Here is a 21005-nt window from a genome sequence, read left to right as displayed (position 1 = left end):
CCGACCGGTGATGGGCTCCCGCCTTCGCGGGAGCACGCGGCCCTATTTCTTCAAATGGTTCCCCAGCCAGTCGAACACGGTGCGGTGCCACTGGACGCTGTTCGCGCCCTTCAGCACCCAATGATTTTCATCGGGGAAGACGAGCAATTGCGACGGAACGCCGCGGCGCTGAAGCGCGGTGAAGGCGGCGATCCCCTGCGTGTAGGGAATGCGGAAATCCTTTTCGCTGGTGATCACCAGCATCGGGGTTTTCCACTTGTCGACATGGTTCACCGGGTTCCATTTCTCGAATTCCTCGGGAACCTCGAAATAGGCGCCGCCATGCTCCCACTCGTCGAACCACAGCTCCTCGGTTTCATAGGCCATGGCGCGCGCGTCGAAGACGCCGTCATGCTGGACGAGGCATTTGAAGCCGTCGGTCCACTGACCCGCGATCCAGTTCATCATGTAGCCGCCATAGGAGGCGCCGAGCGCGCAGGCGTTGGCGATGTCGAGCTGCGCATCCTGTTTGCCCGCCGCGGCGAGGCCGAGTTTGAGGTCTTCGAGTGGCTTGCCGCCCCAGTCCTTGTTGATGCTGTCGGTGAAGGCCTGACCGTAGCCGGTCGAGCCGTGGAAATCGACGGTGACGACGCCATAACCCTGCTCGGCGAAAAGGCGCGGGTTCCAGCGCGTCGACCAGCTGTTGCCAAAACTCGACTGCGGGCCGCCGTGGACGATGAAGGCGACCGGCAGCTTCGCGGCGGCGTTCGCGGGTTTCAGGATCATGCCCCACACCTTGTCGCCGTTCGCGCCCGCGAACTGCATCCGGTCGATCTTGACCGGGTCGAATTGCGCGAGGGTCGCAGCATTGACCGCGCTGAGCTGCGTCACCTTGCCCTTCGCGTCGCGGGCATAGATGTCGGTCGGCAGCAGCGCGGTGTTGCGCGAATAGAGGAGCCCGCCGCCCGGCAGGACGCTGACGTCGCCGATGTTGCCGTCGAACGCCTCGGTCGACGCCTTGAGCCGTTCGACCTTGCCGGTCGCAGCGTCGACCTTGAACACCGGATTATCGAGCACGTCCTGTGCGGTGACGTAGAGCGACTTGCCGTCCGCCGCCCATGCGATCGATCCGACAGAGCGATCCCAGGCGTCGGTTAGCTTCTTCGTCTCGCCGCTTTCGAGGTTGCGCAGCATCAGCACCTGCCGGTCGGCTTCATAGCCGGGCCGCGCCATCGCAGCATAGGCGAGCCATTTGCCGTCGGGCGACGGGGCGGGCAGGGTGTCGGTCGCCTCATTGCTCTGCGTCAGATTGACCGGCATCATCCGGCTGTCGACCAGCCAGCTATAGATATCGAGGTTGGTCGAGCGCGGCTCGTTGCGGTCGGCCTTGCGCATCGTGAAATAGACGGTGCGGCTGTCCGGCCCCCACGCCAGTTCCTCACCGCCGCCAAAGGGTTTCGATGGCGTGTCGCCGACCAGCCCGGCGGCGATCGGGCGCGCGACGCTCGCCTTGCCGTCCGCAAGGTTGAAGACGAAGGGGCGGCTGTGCGTTCCGGGCGTTTCCCATTCGTCCCAATGACGCACGAAGCCGACGCCGTCCTTGTAGAGGCGGCCGGTGCCGGGGCCGACGAGCGCGCCCTTATCCTTGGCGTCGCAGCCGAAGTCGGTGCATTCCATCGGAATGTCGCCCCAGGCGAGCAGCTTTGCCCCGTCGGGTGAAATCTTGAAGCCAGCGATATCGGCCTTGGTGTCGGTGACCTGCGTCGCCGCGCCGCCGGCCTTGACGTCAATCCGCCAGACCTGATCGCTGCCCGAGGCGTTCGAGAGGAAATAGAGGCTGCCGTCGGGCGCGAAGGCGGGCGCGGTTTCGTTCTTGCCCGGCGTATCGGCGATCTGGACCGGCTTGGCGTCCTTCGCCTTGCGATCGACGAGCCAGAGGCCGGTCGAGCGCTTGTAGCTGTCGGGCGCGGTCTCGGTCATCTGGAACACCACCCAGCGCCCGTCGGGCGACGCGGCCGGGGCGCCGACGCGCTTCAGCGTCGCGAGATCGACCTCGGTCATCGGCCGGGCGAGTGCAGGGGAGGAGAGGGCGGCGGCAAGCGCGATAGCGCTGGTGAGGATATGGTTACGCATGAAAGCGGTTTAGCCGGGCCGCGCGTGCGTTCAACCCCGTTCGTGGTGTCGGTCGAACATCAAGGGCGGCTTCGGGGTGGGGAGTGGGCGTCGCCGTGTGGCCAATCCCGTGCTGATTGATGCAGATCAATGCAGTGCGGATTCGTGCAGGGCAATTTGGCGGCCGGAGGATCATTATGGCAGGCGAGCGAAAATCGAATTCTTACAGTCTGCCGTCGATAACTCTCCACTGGCTTATGTTGCTGGTCATCACAGCGGTCTATGCGGCAATCGAGCTCAGGGAGTTCTGGCCCAAAGGCAGTGTACCGCGTGACGCGCTCAAGAATTGGCACTTCATGCTGGGATTGTCCGTCTTCGGACTTGTCTGGTTCAGGGTCGTGGCGCGGCTCATATGGCCGGCACCAGCGCCTTTGGAAGGTCCAAGCTGGCAGAAGCTGATCGCAAATGCCACCCACTTTGCTCTTTATCTTCTGATGATCGGAATGCCAATCGCTGGCTGGCTCATCCTAAGCGCCGAGGGGAAGTCCATCCCCTTCTTCGGTTTGGAGCTCCCGCCACTCATCGGTCCGAACGGGGCACTGGCGAAAGAGATCGAAGACCTCCACGGTCTCGGCGGCACAATCGGATATTGGTTAATCGGTTTCCACGCCGCGGCATCGCTGTTTCACCACTATATTCTGAAAGACAACCTCCTCTTTCGGATGCGCTATGCTCGGACTTGAACGCCTACAATCGGCCGCTTTCAGACTCTCGTCATCCCGGACTTGATCCGGGATCCATTCATCCGGCGCCGAGAGAATGGATCCCGGAGCAAGTCCGGGATGACGATGCAAGATAGGTCCGCTTCCGGACGTTATCGAACGATCGCGCCGCCCTTCATTACATGGTCGATCGCTTCCAGCGCCGTGATGTCCTTCAGCGGGTCGGCCTTGACCGCGACCATGTCGGCATAGCGCCCCGGCACGATCGCGCCGATGTCGGCGCGGCCCATCTCCTCCGAGGCGCGGCCGGTCGCGGCCTGAATGGCCTGCATCGGGGTCATGCCATATTTGACCATGTTCGCGAATTGCCGTGCGTTGAGCCCGTGCGGATAGACGCCGGCGTCGGTGCCGTAACCGATCTTCACCCCCAGTTCGACCGCGCGCCGGAACGCCGTGCGCTGGGTATCGGTGGTCTCGCGGTTCTTGCGGAGATATTCCTCGGGCCAGCCCTCGCGCGTACCTTCCTCGTCGATATAGGTGCCGTTGTAGATGTCCATGACGAGCCAGGTGCCGTGTGCCTTCGCCATCTGCAGCGCTTCCTCGTCGGCGAGGCTGGCATGTTCGATGCTGTCGACCCCGGCGCGGATCGCATTCTTTATGCCGACCGCACCGTGGGCGTGCGCGGTGACGCGCTTGCCGCGGGCGTGGGCGACCGTCACGACCGCGCGAAGCTGATCCTCGGTGAGTTCGGGCGCGCCGGGTTCGGTGCCGATCGCGAGCACGGCGCCGGTGGCGATCGTCTTGATGAAATCGGCGCCATGGTCGAGCAGCCAGGCGGTCTTCTGCGCGGCCTCTTCCGGCGTCGCGGCGACGCCGAGGCGCATGTCGGGTGGAAGCTGGTCGTTCGGGACGACGCCGTTCACCTCGCCGCCGCCGCCGGGAATGGTGATATAGGCACCCGCGACCCACATGCGCGGCCCCGGCACGTCGCCGCGGTCGATCGCGTTGCGGAGCGCCACGTCGGTCAGCCCGCGATAGGTGCCGACGTCGCGCACGCTGGTGAAGCCGGCATTCAGCGTCACGCGCGCGTTGCGCGCGCCGACGAGCGCGGTTTCGGCGGGCGAGGCCTTGATCGGCGCCGCGACGTCGGCGCTCTGCCCGACGTCGGCGAGGTGGGTGTGCAGGTCAATCAGCCCCGGCAGCACCGTATAGGCCGACCAGTCGACGACCGTCGCCCCCGCGGGCGCCTGGCCGCAGGGGGCGACCGCCCTGATATGCTCATCCTCGATCGTCACGCACTGGCCGGTGCGCACCGCGTTCGAGACGCCGTCGATCAATCGCCCGGTCTGGACATAAAGCGTTTCAGCCGAAGCGGGCGCGGCGGCAAGCGCCGCCGCTACCGCGATCAGAGCGACGCGCTGAAGGTGTCGCACTGTTTCGGATCCCCCGTTTCGAGGCCGCGGCGCAGCCAGGTCATGCGTTGCTCGCTCGTCCCGTGCGTGAAGCTTTCGGGAACCGGGCGCTGGCCCGCCGAGCGCATCAGCGTGTCGTCGCCGATCGCATTGGCGGCGCGCATCGCTTCCTCCATGTCGCCGGGCTCCATGACTTGCTGGCCGTCCTTGTTGCGCGCGCGGTTCGCCCAGACGCCGGCGTAGCAGTCGGCCTGCAGTTCCATGCGGACCTGCAGTGCGTTGCCTTGGGCCTGCGACGCGCGCTGCTGGGCGTTGCGAACCTGATCGGAGATGCCGGTGATCGTCTGGATATGGTGACCGACTTCATGCGCGACGACATAGGCCTGCGCCGCGTCGCCCGCCGCGCGGAATTTGTTCTGGAGTTCGTCGAAGAATTCGGTGTCGAGATAGATGCGCTGGTCGGCGGGGCAATAGAAGGGCCCCATGGCGGACTGCGCGGCGCCGCACCCCGACATGTTCTTCTCGGTGAAAAAGCGCAGACCCGGTTCCCGATAGCCGCTGATCTGGCTGCCCCAGAAACGGTTGGTCGAACTGAACACCTGACAGGCGAAGCGTTCGGCCTGCGTGTCGCACGCCGCTGCGCCGGCCTGCGCGCCGCTGCTGTCGGCCGCCGGGTCGGCCGTGCTGCCGCCCGACCCCAGCATGTTCATACCCGGCCCGAGCAGGAAGAAAGCGACAACGCCGAGCAGCAGGATCGTCCCGCACCCCATCTTGCGTCCGAGGAGCATCGGCAGCAACCCGAACAGCAGGCCGCCCATGCCGCCGCCCCCGCCGCCGCCGAAGCCGCCGCTTCCGCGCCCGAGATCCTGAATATCGTCGCCGGGATCATAATCGTCGAGGCGCATGGGGTCCCTCCCGCCGCTAAGTGTTTGTCCGGGGCGGATAGTGGCAGCAGCGCGGGGCAATTGGAAGGGGCTTCGCGTCTTGCGGAGACATGGAGCGGAGACTTGCAATCTCGTCTGTTGCGGTGCACAAAAGTCCAAGGGTGCCGAACGCAGAATAAGGATCGTTTCGAGTCCATGCCCCGCCGTGCCGCCCGCGCCGCTTTGCCGCTTCCCGATCTGGTCGTCCTCGTCCTGCAAGGCGGGGGCGCGCTCGGCGCGTTTCAGGCGGGCATCTATGAAGCGCTGATCGAACTCGGGATCGAGCTCGATTGGGTCGCGGGCATTTCGATCGGCGCGGTCAACGCCGCGATTATCGCGGGTAATCCGCGTGACGAGGCGGTCGGGCGGATGCGCGAATTCTGGGAGGGCGTATCGTCGGCGCTGCCTTCGCTGCCGAGCGTCGACAACGACCTGATCCGCGAATGGGTGCATCTGGGCGCGGCGGCGCAGGTCGCGAGCTTCGGCGTGCCGGGCTTCTTCGTCCCGCGCATCCCGCCGCCGATGTTCGCCGAGCGGCAGACGCCCGCCGCGGTCAGCTTCTACGACACCGCGCCGCTCGCCGCGACGCTCGACCGGCTGGTCGACTGGGACCGGCTGAACCATGGCAAGGTGCGGCTGTCGGTCGGTGCGGTCGCGGTCGAGACGGGCAATTTCCGTTATTTCGATACGACCACCGACACGATCGACGCGCGGCATATCATGGCGTCAGGCGCGCTGCCGCCGGGCCTGCCGCCGATCGAGATCGACGGGACCTGGTATTGGGACGGCGGCCTCGTTTCGAATACGCCGCTGGAGCATGTCGTCGAAGCCGGACACGAAGACATGCTCGTCTTTCAGGTCGATCTTTTCCCCGCCCGCGGCGAGCGACCGCACGATCTGGAGGAAGCCTGGTCGCGCGAGAAGGATATCCGCTATTCAAGCCGCACGCGGCGTATCTCCGACGGGCTGGTGCGCCGACGCAAGGAGCATCGGCTGATCGACCGGATGCTCGCCAAACTGCCGCCCGACGCGCGCGACCTGCCGGAAGTGAAAGCGGTCGAGCGGATGATCGACGCCAAGGCGCTCAACGTCGTCCAGCTTATTCACCAGCCGCCCGCGTGGCAGACCGGGGTGCGCGATTTCGAATTTTCGCGCGCGACGATGGAGGCCAATTGGGCGCTCGGCCGCGCCGCGGTCGAGGCCGCAATGAAGGACGGCCACCTGCTCGCCGACAGTATCGCCGAAGGGCGCTCCGACAGCTTTGCCGTCCAGTCAGGCGATCTTCGCCCCAAGGCCGGCTGACCCTCTCCCCCACCTGAAAGGACTAATCCATGCATCTCAAAGGCAAGACCGCGCTCGTCACCGGATCGACCTCGGGCATCGGGCTCGGCATCGCCAAGGCGTTCGCCGCCGCGGGCGCGAACATCGTCATCAACGGCTTTGGCGACGCCGACGCGATCGAGGCCGAACGCGCGGCGCTGGCCGTGCTCAATGGCGGCAAGGCGGTCTATGACGGCGCCGACCTCACCAAGCCCGACGAGATCGAGGCGATGTTCCAGCGCGCGGACAAGGATCTGGGCGGGGTCGACATCCTCGTGAACAATGCCGGGATGCAGTTCGTGTCGCCGGTCGAGGATTTCCCGGTCGAGAAATGGGACATGATCATCGCGCTCAACCTGACCGCGGCCTTCCACACGATCCGCCACGCGGTGCCGGGGATGCGCAAGAAGAAATGGGGGCGGATCATCGGCACCGCCTCGGCGCACTCGCTCGTCGCTTCGCCGTTCAAGTCGGCCTATGTCACCGCGAAGCACGGGCTCGCGGGGCTGACCAAGACCGTCGCGATCGAGGTTGCCGACGCGGGAATCACCGTTAACTGCATCAGCCCCGGCTATGTCTGGACGCCGCTGGTCGAGAACCAGATTCCCGACACGATGAAGGCGCGGCACATGACGCGCGAGCAGGTGATCAACGACGTGCTGCTCGCGGGCCAGCCCACGAAGCAGTTCGTCACCGTCGATCAGGTCGCGGCGCTAGCGGCCTTCCTGACGCGCGACGAGGCGGCGAACATCACCGGCGCCAACCTCAGCGTCGACGGGGGATGGACCGCGGCCTGAGACGCTCCGGCCTTGAGCATTTTCCTTCCGGCTCTTAAGGTTAACCGAACAGGGGGCAGGAGGAAGATATGCGGGGTCGCATCCCAAAACTATCCATCGTGGCGCTGGGGCTTGCCCTCGGCGCCTGTCAGACGGTGCCGTCGGTGCCGCCATCGGCCGCCGACGCGCCGGTCGCCGATCCGGCGGGGACGTGGCGCGCCACGGCGACCGCGCAGGACAAGCAGCGCATCCGCAACTGGTATTCGAGCTGGACCGCCGCGCTCGCCAGCGCGCGCGCCAAGGGCTATGGGGCAAGCATCGAGCACGAAGGCGTGCTGCTTCAGCCGAATGCCGCGCTGCCCAACCCGCATCTGCCGCCGGGCGACTATCGCTGCCGCACGATCAAGGTCGGTACGCAGGGGCGCGGGACGCTCGGCTATATCGCCTATGACTGGTTCCGCTGCCGCGTTGCGCCCGAACAGGGGCTGATGAGCCTGACCAAGCTCACCGGGTCGCAGCGGCCGGTCGGGCTGATCTTTTCGGACAGCCTGACGCGGCAGGTCTTTCTCGGCACGCTGGTGCTCGGCGACGAGTCGATCGCGGTCAGCTATGGCAGTGACCGGATGCGCGACATGGCGGGGCTGGTCGAACGGATCGGCGACAATCGCTGGCGGCTGGTGCTTCCGTCGCCCACCTATGAATCCTTGCTCGACGTGATCGAGCTCGTTCCGGCCGGCTGACAACGAAGGGGAAGATGATGATGCGGAGCTTGTGGATGGGCGTGGCCGCCCTTGGCATCGGCGCGCCCGCCGCGGCGCAGGATCTGGGCGCCGAGGTGCAGAAGCAGATGCCGTCGCTGATGACGATCTACAAGGATCTGCACGCCAACCCCGAACTCAGCTTCATGGAGGTCCGTTCCGCAGGCATCCTCGCCGCCGAGGCGCGCAAGCTCGGCTTCGCAGTCACCGAAAAGGTCGGCGGCACCGGCGTCGTCGCGGTGATGAAGAACGGCTCCGGTCCGGTCGTACTGATTCGCGCCGACATGGACGGGCTGCCGGTGACCGAGCAGACCGGATGGCCCGGCGCGTCGAAGGTACGGGTGACGACCAAGGAGGGCGTCGAGACCGGGGTGATGCACGCTTGCGGCCACGACACCCATATGACGAGCTGGATCGGCACCGCGCGGCTGATGGCGGCGAACAAGGATAAATGGTCGGGCACGCTGGTGATGATCGGCCAGCCCGCCGAGGAGCGCGGCGCGGGCGCGCGGATGATGCTGGCGGACGGGCTCTATACGCGCTTTCCGCGCCCGCAATATGCGATCGCCTTTCACGACGCGGCGCAGTTTCCGGCGGGGATGATCGGCTATACGCCGGGCTATGCGCTGGCGAATGTCGACAGCGTCGATATCCTCGTGAAGGGGCTCGGCGGCCACGGCGCCTATCCGCAGGCGACGAAGGACCCGATCGTGCTCGCGAGCCGGATCGTGACCTCGCTCCAGACGCTCGTGTCGCGCGAGACGAGCCCGCTCGACAGCGCCGTGGTCACCGTCGGCAGCTTCCATGCCGGCGCCAAGCACAACATCATCCCCGACGAGGCGAAGCTGCAACTGACGGTGCGCAGCTATACCGACGAGGTGCGCGCGAAGCTGCTCGACGGCATCGCGCGCATCGCAAAGGGCGAGGCGATCGCCGCGGGCATAACCGAGGACCGGATGCCGGTGGTGAGCGTCGAGAAGGAGGAATATACCCCCGCGACCTTCAACACCCCCGAATTCACCGAGGAAATGGCGGCCGGCCTGAAAGCCCGCTTCGGCGACCAGCGCGTCGTCCAGCTTCCGCCGGTGATGGGTGGCGAGGATTTCGGCCGCTATTCGCGTGACGAAAACAAGGACATCAAGAGCCTGATCATCTGGGTCGGCGGCGTTCCGCAGGGTGAATTCGATGCGGCGAAGAAGGAAGGACGGACGCTCCCCAGCCTCCACTCGCCCTTCTGGGCCCCCGACGCTCCCGCGGTCATCTCGACCGCGACCGAGGCGCTGACGTCGATGGCGATGAAACTGATGGCGAAGGGGTAGGGGCGGCTCGAGCCAGGAGAGCGTGGATATCGCCGGAGGCGTCGCTTCGATCGTGAAGGACATCGATAAGATGGGGCATCGTCGCCCGGCCCGTTACGTCCCGTTCGGAAACCCGCTGCTCGCGCACGACCTGGCTATCGCCGCGGCGGGTCTAAGGCAGATGGTTCGACGTCCGCAAGACATGCTGACGATGGCGCTGGCCGGCGCGATGGCGATCGGTTTCGGCCGGGCGTCGGTCGACATGCTGGCCGATGACATGCGGCCATTCCTCCTCATGGGCCTGGCTTCGTTCGCCGCTGTCTCCCTCGACCTCGCTTTGCATTCGCGCTTGCGATATTTTCGGCATGAATCCGTGCTTTCGCCCGTAGCGCTCAGGGTAGGTCCTGATATCCTATATCGCCTCTTTTTCCATCTTCTTGCCGGTTCGGTGCTCGCGGGCCTCATTTGCCTCCCCGATCTGGGCCTGTTTGCCAAAGTCTGGGTTGCATGGTGGTTCGCTCTCCTTCCCGTTCAGATGTGTCTGGCATTGGCGCGGCTGCCGCAGATTCCGACGACAAACGGTGTTTTCGGCTTCCTCGTCGATTTGTGGCGTTCGCGCCATGCCGGCTCTGGGGCGCTGCCGGTCGTTTCCGCCGCCGCCGCAATCGTCTTCGCATCGGCGCTGTTCGGGAACAGGGTAACCGCCCCCGGGGTTGCGTCGTTCCTGACGATCGGCCTGATGCTTTGGTATGCGCCGATCGACCATGCCGTCGTAACGTTCGAGCGGATTATCGGCCACTCGCCCGCCAGTTCGGTTCGCGCGCGCTTGCGGATCGGGCTTTTCGCGGCTTCGGCGCTGGCGATCGCTGCCGCAGCGGCCGGGAATGCACAGCTTGTTGCCGCCGTCGTGGTGACGGCGCTGGCGGTGGCCGCCTATAAGATTCTGGAGATATTGCTGTCGCGCGTCATGGGGCGTCGCCAAGTCCAGTTGACGCTCGCGTGTCTGCTTTCCATCATGTTGGCAACAGGGGGGGCGCTCCCTTGGGCGGCGCCCCTGCTGCTGATCGCGGTCGCCGGCTGGCTGGCCTGGCGCGCCGGGAGGACGGCATGGATGCTGTGGTGACTGCGTCGGCCATTGCATTGCGCGAGTTGACGGTCGTGCGCCATCGCACCCGTGCGGTGGACGATGTGTCGATGACGGTCGGTCGCGAACGCTGGTTCGGTATCATCGGGGCCAACGGCTCCGGAAAGACGAGTCTTTTACGCGGACTCGCCGGCCGTCTGCCCTGCACGATGGGATCGTGCCGTATCGACGATCGCGAACTTTGCGATCAGCCCGCGGTCCGCGCCAAAAGCATCGGATTCATGCCACCTGCCGAATATCTTCCGGGCGCATTGACGGGACGTCAGCTTTTCGGCCTCATCGAGCCCGATCCAGATATCTGGTTACGGGCGATTGGACGAATTGCCGGGCCCCTTGGCCTCGACCGGCTCCTGGATATGAAAATCGGGGACTGTTCGGCCGGTATGAAGCAGCGGGTCGCAATTGGTTGTGCCTTTGCGAGCGGCCGGTCGCTCGTCATCCTCGATGAGCCGTTCAACTGGCTCGATCCGGTTGCGGCGCTGGACCTTCGCAAAGCGCTCCGCCAATGCGTCGATGACGGCCTTACGCTCCTGACCGCTCTTCACGACATGATCACGCTCACGGCTTGCGACGAGGGCCTGTTGATAGGAAATGGCAAGGTCGTAAGCCGGCTTGCGCCTCAAGACATTCTCGATGGGCGAAGTAGCCCGTTCGAGTTCGAAGCCAGCATGATCGCCCTGTTACGCAACGCCGCATAGATCGATTTCGGGGCCTATTTCAGCGTTCCGAGCCAATCGATGATCTCGCTCTCCAGCCGGATGCGCGCGTCGGACCAGCTATGGTCGGTCGCGACATGCAGCGTCTTGAGCTTCGTGCCACCCTTCGCCTTGATCGCGTCGCTCAGCGCATCGCTCATCGACGCGAAGCCGTCGTCGGAGGTCAGCACGAACAAATTGGTATCAAGGAGTTGCGGCGCGGCCTTGACGAAGTCAAAGCTCTCCTTGTTGGCGATGATTTCGTCCGCCATGATGTCAGGGCCGGTGCCCGCGAGTGCTTCGAGACCGTTGGCGCGGAGCAGCGCCGCGGCCTGATCGCGCGGCACCCCGGCGAGCGCGCCCATATTACCCGACGAGATCATCGCGGCGCCGAGCAGCTTCTTGTCGTGTGCCGCGGTCAGTGCGGTCACCCAGCCGCCCATGCTGTGGCCGATGACGACCAGCCGCGCGGGGTCGATCCGGAGCTTCGCGGCGTTGACGGGATCGCGCGCGAAGGCGAGCACCGCGTCGGTGTCGTCGAGGTTGCCCGCGAGGCGATAGTCGCCCGGACTTCCCCACGATCCGCGATAGTTGAAGGTGATCACCGTCCACCCCGCGCGCCGGATCGCCTGCGCAAGGTCGAGATTCTTCTCGAGCCCCGGCAGCCCGTGGCAGAGGACGGCGGCCGGATGCGGTCCGGCGCCCGCGGCGACATAGACGACGCCGTTGATCTCCACCCCGCCGCTCGGAATATGGACGACCTCCATCGCCGCCGGATGCTCTTTGTCGGCGGGCGGGTCGGTGTAGATCGCGGCCGGAATGCCCGGCGCCTCGGCCTGCGCGGCGAAGGGCAGGGCGGCCAGTGCGGCCGCGGCAAGCAGATGTCGCATCCTATTCTCCCTTGAAAGCGGTAAAGCTGCCGCCGCGTCCGGCGCCTTCGGTGAAGCGTCGGGCGCCCGCCGCCGCGCCTTCGCGCAGCGGCGCGACCCCGGCATGGGCTTCGTGCGCCAGCGCCCCCTCGATATCGAAATCCCACTGGCGATAGGCGCTGAGGCGGTCGCTGTTCATGCAGATTTGCGGGAAGGCGGCGATCTGCTTTGCAAGGTCGATCGCGGCGGTCAGCGCGGTTCCGTCGGGAACGACGCGGTCGGCGAGGCCGATGCGCAGCGCTTCGTCGGCGGCGACCGGGCGGCCGGTCAGGATCATGTCCATCGCGCGGCCCTGTCCGACGATGCGCGGCAGGCGAACGGTGCCGCCGTCGATCAGCGGCACGCCCCAGCGGCGGCAATAGACGCCGAACACCGCGCTTTCGGCCGCGACGCGCATGTCGCACCACAGCGCGAGTTCGAGCCCGCCCGCGACCGCATGGCCCTCGATTGCTGCGATCACCGGCTTTTCGAGCAGCATTCGCGTCGGGCCCATCGGGCCGGGGCCGTTGGGATCATAGCCCGACGTGCCGACCGCGCCGAGATCGAAGCCGGCGCAGAAATACCCCGCGCTGCCGGTCAGGATCGCGACCCGCGCCTCGGCGTCGTTCGCGAAGGCGGCGAAGGCTGCACGCAAGGCGATTGCGGTCGCGGGATCGACCGCGCCCCGTTTTTCGGGGCGGTCGATGGTGACGATCGTCACCGGGCCGTCGCGGTCGACCGACACTGTCATGCGCATATTCTCCCTTCGACCACCCGATGTCTTTCCGGGCTAACACGACAGGCGGGGCGAGGGCAAAGGGTTGAAATGGCCCGCGCCCCATCCTAGATCGTCGACATGCGGGCCGGGCCCCTCTGGCGTCGGCGGAAGGTTATTCCGCCACGTGATGTCGGACCGCATCGGGTGACACCGATGCTTGCGGCCCATCTCTCCCCTCAAATCCGGGTCGTGGTGTCGGCGTCACCTGCTTGATTTCAGCAATCAGGAGGCCCTTATGACGTTCAATTCCCAATTTTACCGGCTGACCGAATGGCATCGCCGGATCGACGACGCGCTCCGCCGCGAGAACCGCCGCCGCGGCGCCGATCCGTTCCGGCTGCTGCGGCTGAAGGCCGCGAAGCTCGCGATCCGCAAACGGCTCGCGAGCTTGTCGCGCCAGCCTGCGCTCGCGCTGTAATAATAGGATAAGCGACCGGTGACGCTGCCCTTAAGGGGCGGCGTCCCCGGCGTGTGCCAGGGATGATCATCATGGAATTTCTATTCGCCGACTGGCTGGGAACCCCGGCCTGGTTCTGGCTGGCCTTCATCGCCCTCGTCGCGGGACTGACCGCCTTCGACCTCGGTATCCTCAACCGCGAAAACAAGGAGATGGAGATCGGCGAAAGCCTGAAGCTTTCGCTGCTCTACATCGGCATCGCGCTTGCGTTCGGCGCGTGGATCTGGGCCGAGAAGGGCGGCGAGGCCGGCCTCCAATATTACACCGGCTTCTTCATCGAGAAGGCGCTGTCGATCGACAATATCTTCGTCATTTCGCTGATTTTCGCGACCTTCGCCATCCCGCCGCGCTACCAGTATCGTGCCCTGCTCTGGGGCATCGTCGCGGTGATCGTGCTGCGCGGGATCATGATCGCCGGCGGCGCGGCGCTGGTCACCGAATATGGCTGGCTGCTCTATGTCTTCGCAGCCTTCCTGATCTTCACCGGCGTCAAGATGCTGTTCGCGGGCGACAAGCCGATGGACGTCGCGGGCAACCCCGTCGTCCGCTGGCTGTCGCGCCATATCCCGATCACTTCCGAACTGCATGGCGAGAAATTCTTCGTGCGCGCTCCCGATACGAAGACCGGCAAGCTCGCGCTCGCCGCGACGCCGCTGTTTCTCGCGCTGGTCGTGATCAACCTCGCCGACCTGGTGTTTGCGGTCGACAGCGTGCCCGCGATCTTCGCGATCACGACCGATAGCTTCATCGTCTATACGTCGAACATCATGGCGATCCTCGGCCTGCGCGCGCTTTACTTTGCGCTCGCGGCGATGGTGCATCGCTTCCACTATCTCAAATATGCGCTGGCGCTGGTGCTCGTCTTCATCGGGTCGAAGATCTTCGTCGCCGATTTCCTGCTCGACGGCGGCAAATTCCCGCCGCTCGTCAGCCTGGGCGTGACGGTCGCGCTGATCGCGGGCGGGGTGATCTGGTCGCTGGTGAAGACGAAGGCAGAGGAACCCGCCGGCGGTTAGACCGCCATCAGTAGGATGTCGTCGTCGCGCGGCGCGGCGGCCTCGAAGGAGGGGAGCGGTTCGAACTCCTCTTCCTCGAGCGCGGCTGCGCCAAGGCCGTCGAGCTTGAAATGGCCGAGCCGGCGCTCGTCCTCGGAGCGCCAGTTCTTGTCGAGATTGAGGGCGCTGACGAACAGCGCGCCGTGGCGCTCGAACAACTGATGTGGGGCAAGCGTCATGCGCGTCCCGTTGTAGAGCGCCGTGATCCTGCGGCGGCGGGCGATCGCTTCCATCAGCGTCAGCCGGTTGTCATTCATCGCGAAATAGCCTCGGGGAGGGTCTGGAGGGAATTTGTGCGTTGCAGCATAATGCATCGGCGTGGCGAATGGGGCAAGGGAAAACGTTGTCATAGAGCGAGCTTTTCCTTTTCGCGGCTCCAATAAAAATGTCCGCCGGAGGCCTTGCGGCTTCCGACGGACAGGCTTTCCTCCCCAGGAAAGCTCGGGAGACGCGGGGTTTCGTGCAAGGCGCCCCGCGCCAAAGAGGGTGGCACGAGGGGGTGCAACGGGTCCCCTCGCGCCGAACTCGCTTAAGCGGCGAACTGATTCCCCGCTGCCATCAGGCCGCAAACTGGTTCATGGTATTGTCCTTGCCCGCGGCTTTGAGGGCCGCTTCGCCGGCGAAATATTCCTTGTGATCGTCGCCGATGTCGCTGCCCGACATATTCTGGTGCTTCACGCAGGCGATACCCTGGCGGATTTCGGCGCGCTGGACGTTCTTGACGTAGCCGAGCATCGCTTCGTCGCCGAAATATTCCTTCGCCAGATTGTCGGTCGACAGCGCCGCGGTGTGGTAAGTCGGCAGCGTGATCAGGTGATGGAAGATGCCCGCTCGCTTCGCCGCGTCGCGCTGGAAGGTGCGGATGCGGTTGTCGGCTTCGTCCGCCAGCGCGGTGCCGTCATAATCGACGCTCATCAGCTTGGCGCGGTCATAGGCGCTGACGTCTTTGCCTTCCTTTTCCCAGGCGTCGAACACCTGCTGGCGGAAGTTGAGCGTCCAGTTGAAGCTCGGCGAGTTGTTGTAGGCAAGCTTCGCGTTGGGAACGACTTCGCGGATGCGGTCGACCATGCCGGCGATCTGTTCGATGTGCGGCTTTTCGGTTTCGATCCACAGCAGGTCGGCGCCGTTCTGAAGGCTGGCGATGCAGTCCATGACGCAGCGATCCTCGCCGGTTCCGGGGCGGAACTGATAGAGGTTCGAGGGCAGGCGCTTCGGGCGCATCAGCTTGCCGCCCCGGTTGATCAGCACGTCGCCGGGGTTGCCCGCGCCCTCGACCTCTTCGCAGTCGAGGAAGCCGTTATACTGGTCGCCGAGGTCGCCGGGTTCCTTCGAGACGGCGATCTGCTTGGTCAGGCCCGCGCCGAGGCTGTCGGTGCGCGTCACGATGATGCCGTCTTCGACGCCGAGCTCCATGAAGGCGTAGCGGCAGGCGCGGATTTTCGCGATGAAATCCTCGTGCGGCACGGTGACCTTGCCGTCCTGGTGGCCGCACTGCTTTTCGTCCGAGACCTGATTCTCGATCTGCAGCGCGCAGGCGCCGGCCTCGATCATCTTCTTGGCGAGCAGATAGGTCGCCTCGGCATTGCCGAAGCCCGCATCGATGTCGGCGATGATCGGCACGACGTGGGTTTCGTGATGGTCGATCGCGTGCTGGATCTGCTTTGCTTTCACCTCGTCGCCCGCGGCGCGCGCGGCGTCGAGTTCGCGGAACAGACCGCCCAGTTCACGCGCATCGGCCTGGCGGAGGAAGGTGTAGATTTCCTCAATCAGCGCGGGAACGCTGGTCTTTTCGTGCATCGACTGGTCGGGCAGCGGGCCGAACTCGCTGCGCAGCGCCGCGACCATCCAGCCCGAGAGATAGATGTAGCGGCCCTTGACGGTGCCGAAATGCTTCTTGATCGAGATCATCTTCTGCTGCGCGATGAAGCCGTGCCAGCAGCCGAGCGACTGGGTGTAGTTGGCGGGATCGGCGTCATAGGCGGCCATGTCGGCGCGCATGATCCGCGCGGTATAGCGCGCGATGTCGAGGCCGGTGCGGAACTTGTTCTGGGCGCGCATGCGGGCGATGCTTTCGCCGCTGATGCCGTCCCACGTGCCGTCGTAATCGCGGATGAGGCGGCCTGCCTGCGCCATGTCTTCCTGATAGCCCATCGTCTGTATCCTTGTGAGGAGGTGATGGGTGGAAGGTGGCGAAAGTGTCGCGGAAAGGGAAAAGATTTGTCAATAAAATTTGTGAAATATGCCGGTTAGGTGTAAATCGGCGTGTAAATTAGTAAAGAAAGTTACAATCCATGGCGGAACGGCGCGTGTTTGCGGGGCCGGCGGTGCGCAAGGTGCGGCGCGAGGCGGGAATGACGCAGGCGGCGATGGCCGAGGCGCTCGATATTTCGCCAAGCTATCTCAACCTGATCGAGCATGGGCAGCGGCCGCTCTCCGCCACGGTAATCGTGCGGCTGGCCGAGCGCTTCGGCTTCGACGCCGCCAGGCTCGGCGCCGAGGAGGTGCCGGGTGGGCTCGCGGGCCTGCGGCGGCGGCTCGCCGATCCACGCTTCGCCGATCTCGGCATCGGCGCGCAGGAGGTCGAGCTATGGTTGCAGACCGCGCCCGCGACCGCCGCGGCCTTTGCGCGATTGTTCGACGCGGCGCCCGAGGAGCGCGCCGAAGGTCAGGGCGACGCGCCCGAAGTGGCCGCGGTGCGCCGCGCGATCGAGAAATGGCGCAACCATTTCCCCGATCTCGACGCGCGCGCCGAGGAGCTTGCCGACGAGCTGCGGCTAGCGGGGGGTGACCTGTACGGAACGATTTCGGAGCGGCTGCGCACGCGGCACCAGCTCGGCATCCGCATCCTGCCGAGCGATGTGATGCCCGACCGGCTGCGCTGGCTCGACTGGCATGCGCGGCAACTCATGCTGAATGAACTGCTGCGCCCGGCGTCGCGGACCTTTCAGGCGGCGGCGACGCTGGCGCAGATCGAGGCGAAGGGCGAAATCGACGCGCTCGTCGCCGGGGCGGAATTCGCCGAGAGCGCTGCCGCGCGGCTGTTCGAGCGCCACCTGATCCAATATTTCGCCGCCGCGCTGATGATGCCGTACAGCCGCTTCCTGCGCGCCTGCGACGCAACGGGATACGACCTGCTGCTGCTTCAGCGGCGTTTCGGCGCGGGATACGAGCAGGTCGCGCACCGGCTGACGACGCTCCAGCGCGTCGGCGCGCGCGGGCTGCCGTTCTTCATGCTGCGGATCGATCGCGCGGGGCAGGGCAGCAAGCGCTATGCCGGGGCGAGCCAGTCGCCGCTCGTCGACGGCGACGCGCGTTGTCCTTTGTGGGGCGTCCATGAAGCGTTCGCGCGGCCGGGGGAGGTGGTCGCCGATCTCGTCGAGATCGAGGACGGCTCGCGCTGGTTCACGCAAAGCCGCTCGGTCGCGGCGCCCGGCGCGACGGGCAGCGGCACCCCCGCGCGCTTCGCCGTCTGCGTCGGCGTCGACGCCAAGGTCGCCGCGCCGTTGATTGCAGCGCGCGGCATCGACCTGATGCGATCGCCCGCGACGCCGGTTGGACTCGGCTGCCGTCGTTGCACGCGCACCGGCTGCGTCCAGCGATCGACGCCGCCGCTCGGCCGCCCGCTGCGATTCAGGGAGGGCGAGCGCGGGGTCAGCGCGTTCGATTTCGCGGGCGATTAGAGCATCGTGCGTTAAGTCTGCAACGCCTTTTATCCGTTCGTGTCGAGCGAAGTCGAGACACCCATCGGCCTTGCGTGACACCGATGGGTGTCTCGACTTCGCTCGACACGAACGGGACGGTGGATCAGATTTGAGGCTCGATGCTCTAGCTCGGGGTTTAGCAAGCGCCGGACTTTAACGGGATCGGATTTTTCTCTTGAACGGAAAGTCCCGCCGACCGCCGCGCATCAGGCCTTCTGCGCTGCGACCCAGCGGTCGATCATCGATCCGAGCACGTCGATCGGCATTGCGCCCGCGGCGAGCGCGGTGTCGTGAAAGGCGCGGATGTCGAAGCGGTCGCCCAGCGCCGCCCGCGCGCGTTCGCGCGTCGCGACCCAGCGCGTCTGCCCGACCATGTAGCTCGTTGCCTGGCCCGGCCAGACGCAATAGCGCTCGATCTCGGTGACGTTCGACGGCTCGGGCGTGCCGAGCGCCTCGTTATAATAGGCAATCGCCTTCTCGCGGCTCCAGCGATAATGGTGGAGGCCGGTATCGACGACGAGCCGCGCGGCGCGGAACATATAGGATTGCAGATAGCCGAGGCGGCCGAACGGATCGCGGTCATAGACCCCCATTTCGTCGGCGAGCTGTTCGGCATAGAGGCCCCAGCCCTCGGTATAGACCGAATAGGCGGGCAGGCGCCGCAGGCGGGGGATTCCCGTTGCCTCCTGCGCAAGCGCGATCTGGTGGTGATGGCCCGGCGTCGCTTCGTGATAGGTCAGCGTCGGCAGCGTCCACGACGGATTCTCGGTCGTGTCGCGCAGGTTGATATAATAGGCGCCGGGGCGCGAGCCATCGAGCGCCGGGATCTGATAATAGCCGCCGGTTGCGCCGTCCTCGATCTCGGCCGGGACGCGCCGGATTTCGACCTTCGCCTTGGGCAGGCGGCCGAACATCTCGGGCAGGCGGCGCTGCATTTCCTCGATCTGTTCGTTGAGCTTGCCGATCAGCTCCGCCTTGCCGGCATCGGTGTTCGGATAGATGAAGCGCTTGTCGGCGCCGAGCGCGCGCATCCGCTGCGCGACCGTCCCGCCGGTCATGCCCTGTTCGCGGAAGATCGCGTCGGCGCGCGCGGAAAGGTCGGCCATGCGTTCGAGCCCGAGTTGATGAATCTCCTCGGCCGACATCTCGGTCGTCGTCGCGAAATTCAGGGCATAGGCGTAATATTCGTCGCCCTTCGGCAGGCGCCAGACCCCCGCGTCGTGCGTGGCCCTGGGACGGATGCGCGCCAGTTCGGCCGCCTGACGGCGCATCGCCGGGTAGATTTTGCTATCGACGATCGCCGCGCAGCGGCGCGCCCAGTCGCCTGCGATGCCTTTGGCTTCGGTCTTGGCCTTGAGATTGGTGGTGAGGCGATTGGCGTCGGCGGCGGGTGCCATGATCTTTTCATAGAGGCCGAGGGTGCGGTCGATGACGAAATCGGGCGCGAGGATGCCGGCCGCATGGTCGGTCTTCATCCGACCCGTTTCATTGTCGAGCTGGACCGCGAAATCTTCGCAGCGCGACAGATAGGCTTCCGCATCGGCGGCATCGGCGATGCCGTGCTGGTTGACGAGGAAATCGGGGATCGAGCGATAGGTGCCGCTGAGCTGGGTGACCGGATGCGGTTCGGGCCAGCTATGCAGGCCGTAAGTGAAATTGTCGTAGGCCTTTACATAATGCTCCCACGGACCGCGGAAGGTTTCGTAGTTGACGAGGTCCATCCCCGACAATTTCGACGCGTCGATCTTTTTAAGTCCCTCCAGACCGACGCGATAAAGGTCGTGGCTGCGCTCGATCCCGGCGGGCGACCGATCGGCGAGGCGCGACTTGGCCGCGGCGCCGGGCCCCTTGTCGAGCCCCAGGGCGGTCGCGAATTCGGGGTCGTTTTCGACGAGCATGTCGAACAGATATTCGTAGAGTGCGTTCAACCTGCCGCTTTCGCTTGTCGCCGGATCGGCAAGCATCGCGCGGGCGGGCCGCGCAGCGGCGGCAGCGGATGCAGCGGCGATTGCGGCCAGAAGAGTGCGGCGGTCGAGCATGGAAATCTCCGAAAAAATATGTTTCGGCAGCGGTTCTAGCCCGTCCGGTCAGCGCCGTATTGTATCCAGTTGATGTTCGCGCCATCGGCCGGGGGTGACGCCGCTGATGCGCGCGACGGCCCTGGTCATATGCGCCTGATCGGTGAAATGCAGGCGATGCGCGATGGCTGCGAGGGGTTCGTGGCTCGTCCGGACCGCGGCGAGAGCGGCGCGGGCGCGGATGTCGGCGCGATAGGCCTTCGGCGTGCAGCCATAAGCGGTGCGGAAACCCCGGCTCAGCGTCTCGGCGCGCACGCCGTGGGTCTCTGCCCAATCGCGAAGCGCGAAGGGGGCGAATGTCCGAAGGTCGTGGGCGAGCAAATCGGGCCAATCATGCGCGGCAGCGGGCGCGACCGCGAAATCCTCGATGAGCAGGGCGGCGGCATCCGCGGCGTCGCGGCCGGCGACACGAACCAGCGCATCGGGATCGCGCACCCGGCCGCGGACGTGCGGCGTGCCGGTCAACGCGGCCGGCAGGTCGAGGATCAGCACCCGCGCGCCGCGCGCTTCGACCCGGTCGAGATGCGATTCAAAGGCATGATGGATCAACGCATCGCCCGGCCCCACGTCGAAGCGCCCTTCGTCGCCGGCTTCCTGATACCCGCCTTCGAGGATGATCGCGACATAGGCCGTGTCGTGGCAATGGCGACCCCTGAGTTCGTTCGGGGCATGAGCGAGCAGGCCCAAAGGCGCGTCCGCGAAGGAAGGGGCGGTGAGGGAAGGGGATGCGACCATTGCCGCAGTCTACCGCCCGGCATATCGGCGGTCACCCCCGAATAGACCGGCGGCAGGTATCAACGGGCCGGCGGCGACCGGTGCGGCTTGCAACATCCCCCGTCCCATCCCGCCGTTTGACTGCGGACCGTTGCCCGATAGGGACGAAACGAGT

General features: G+C 65.7%; 19 protein-coding genes. 10 read left to right on the top strand and 9 right to left on the bottom strand.

Annotated elements, in window-relative coordinates; translation table 11 throughout:
• Positions 1 to 42 precede the first annotated feature (42 nt).
• Positions 43 to 2112 carry a prolyl oligopeptidase family serine peptidase gene (locus ACVENA_RS10365; protein WP_449328721.1) on the bottom strand — a complete coding sequence of 690 codons (2070 nt, stop codon included), beginning with the start codon at positions 2110 to 2112 and terminating at the stop codon, positions 43 to 45.
• A 119-nt stretch (positions 2113 to 2231) separates the two neighbouring features.
• On the opposite strand from ACVENA_RS10365, the gene ACVENA_RS10360 reads away from it, so the two are divergent.
• On the top strand, positions 2232 to 2834 hold the full coding sequence (locus tag ACVENA_RS10360) for a cytochrome b (RefSeq protein ID WP_257550684.1): 603 nt from the start codon (positions 2232 to 2234) through the stop codon (positions 2832 to 2834).
• A gap of 131 nt (positions 2835 to 2965) precedes the next feature.
• Here the strand turns inward: ACVENA_RS10360 and ACVENA_RS10355 are convergent, their stop codons facing one another.
• Entirely contained in the window at positions 2966 to 4246 is a 1281-nt protein-coding gene (locus tag ACVENA_RS10355; RefSeq protein ID WP_449328720.1) for a Xaa-Pro dipeptidase, read from the bottom strand.
• Positions 4219 to 5130, bottom strand: coding sequence for a KPN_02809 family neutral zinc metallopeptidase (gene ypfJ / locus ACVENA_RS10350; RefSeq protein WP_449328719.1), 912 nt, complete (start codon positions 5128 to 5130; stop codon positions 4219 to 4221). The genes ACVENA_RS10355 and ypfJ overlap by 28 nt, the downstream gene beginning before the upstream one ends.
• 174 nt (positions 5131 to 5304) lie before the next feature.
• On the opposite strand from ypfJ, the gene ACVENA_RS10345 reads away from it, so the two are divergent.
• From ACVENA_RS10345 to ACVENA_RS10320, 6 genes are all read left to right on the top strand, one after another.
• Entirely contained in the window at positions 5305 to 6450 is a 1146-nt protein-coding gene (locus ACVENA_RS10345; RefSeq protein WP_449328718.1) for a patatin-like phospholipase family protein, read from the top strand.
• A 29-nt stretch (positions 6451 to 6479) separates the two neighbouring features.
• A complete protein-coding gene (locus ACVENA_RS10340; protein ID WP_449328717.1) occupies positions 6480 to 7265 on the top strand; it encodes a 3-hydroxybutyrate dehydrogenase in 786 nt (261 codons plus the stop codon).
• Positions 7266 to 7333: 68 nt separating this feature from the next.
• Positions 7334 to 7984 carry a DUF4893 domain-containing protein gene (locus ACVENA_RS10335; protein ID WP_449328716.1) on the top strand — a complete coding sequence of 217 codons (651 nt, stop codon included), beginning with the start codon at positions 7334 to 7336 and terminating at the stop codon, positions 7982 to 7984.
• Between the two features lie 35 nt (positions 7985 to 8019).
• On the top strand, positions 8020 to 9321 hold the full coding sequence (locus ACVENA_RS10330; protein WP_449328715.1) for an amidohydrolase: 1302 nt from the start codon (positions 8020 to 8022) through the stop codon (positions 9319 to 9321).
• Between the two features lie 22 nt (positions 9322 to 9343).
• Complete coding sequence (locus ACVENA_RS10325) at positions 9344 to 10423, top strand: hypothetical protein (RefSeq protein WP_449328714.1); 1080 nt, start codon at positions 9344 to 9346, stop codon at positions 10421 to 10423.
• Positions 10408 to 11142 (top strand): ATP-binding cassette domain-containing protein, encoded by a 735-nt coding sequence (locus ACVENA_RS10320; RefSeq protein ID WP_449328713.1) that lies wholly within the window; start codon positions 10408 to 10410, stop codon positions 11140 to 11142. The genes ACVENA_RS10325 and ACVENA_RS10320 overlap by 16 nt, the downstream gene beginning before the upstream one ends.
• A 14-nt stretch (positions 11143 to 11156) precedes the next feature.
• Here the strand turns inward: ACVENA_RS10320 and ACVENA_RS10315 are convergent, their stop codons facing one another.
• Positions 11157 to 12029, bottom strand: a complete 873-nt coding sequence (locus ACVENA_RS10315) for an alpha/beta hydrolase family protein (protein ID WP_449328712.1) — start codon at positions 12027 to 12029, stop codon at positions 11157 to 11159.
• Between the two features lies 1 nt (position 12030).
• Positions 12031 to 12798, bottom strand: a complete 768-nt coding sequence (locus tag ACVENA_RS10310) for a crotonase/enoyl-CoA hydratase family protein (RefSeq protein ID WP_449328711.1) — start codon at positions 12796 to 12798, stop codon at positions 12031 to 12033.
• Between the two features lie 262 nt (positions 12799 to 13060).
• On the opposite strand from ACVENA_RS10310, the gene ACVENA_RS10305 reads away from it, so the two are divergent.
• Positions 13061 to 13243: a DUF465 domain-containing protein gene (locus ACVENA_RS10305; protein WP_449328710.1), complete on the top strand. Its 183-nt coding sequence runs from the start codon at positions 13061 to 13063 to the stop codon at positions 13241 to 13243.
• A 71-nt stretch (positions 13244 to 13314) separates the two neighbouring features.
• Positions 13315 to 14298 (top strand): TerC family protein, encoded by a 984-nt coding sequence (locus ACVENA_RS10300; protein ID WP_449328709.1) that lies wholly within the window; start codon positions 13315 to 13317, stop codon positions 14296 to 14298.
• Here ACVENA_RS10300 and ACVENA_RS10295 read toward each other — a convergent pair.
• Both ACVENA_RS10295 and ACVENA_RS10290 read right to left on the bottom strand, forming a co-directional pair.
• The gene (locus ACVENA_RS10295; RefSeq protein WP_257550657.1) at positions 14295 to 14594 is read right to left on the bottom strand and encodes a WYL domain-containing protein; all 300 of its coding nucleotides are present in this window, start codon (positions 14592 to 14594) and stop codon (positions 14295 to 14297) included. The two genes, ACVENA_RS10300 and ACVENA_RS10295, sit on opposite strands and share 4 nt — an antisense overlap.
• A 301-nt stretch (positions 14595 to 14895) precedes the next feature.
• Positions 14896 to 16488: an isocitrate lyase gene (locus tag ACVENA_RS10290; RefSeq protein WP_449328708.1), complete on the bottom strand. Its 1593-nt coding sequence runs from the start codon at positions 16486 to 16488 to the stop codon at positions 14896 to 14898.
• A gap of 140 nt (positions 16489 to 16628) precedes the next feature.
• On the opposite strand from ACVENA_RS10290, the gene ACVENA_RS10285 reads away from it, so the two are divergent.
• On the top strand, positions 16629 to 18017 hold the full coding sequence (locus ACVENA_RS10285; RefSeq protein ID WP_449328707.1) for a helix-turn-helix domain-containing protein: 1389 nt from the start codon (positions 16629 to 16631) through the stop codon (positions 18015 to 18017).
• Between the two features lie 227 nt (positions 18018 to 18244).
• Here ACVENA_RS10285 and ACVENA_RS10280 read toward each other — a convergent pair whose 3' ends face one another.
• Positions 18245 to 20077: a DUF885 domain-containing protein gene (locus ACVENA_RS10280; protein WP_449328706.1), complete on the bottom strand. Its 1833-nt coding sequence runs from the start codon at positions 20075 to 20077 to the stop codon at positions 18245 to 18247.
• Positions 20078 to 20125: 48 nt separating this feature from the next.
• Positions 20126 to 20803, bottom strand: a complete 678-nt coding sequence (locus ACVENA_RS10275) for a helix-turn-helix domain-containing protein (protein ID WP_449328705.1) — start codon at positions 20801 to 20803, stop codon at positions 20126 to 20128.
• Positions 20804 to 21005 lie beyond the last annotated feature (202 nt).

The sequence above is a fragment of the Sphingopyxis sp. 550A genome (assembly GCF_053569535.1).
The sequence above is the reverse complement of the archived record's forward strand: the minus strand, read 5'-3'. Positions and strand labels throughout refer to the sequence as shown.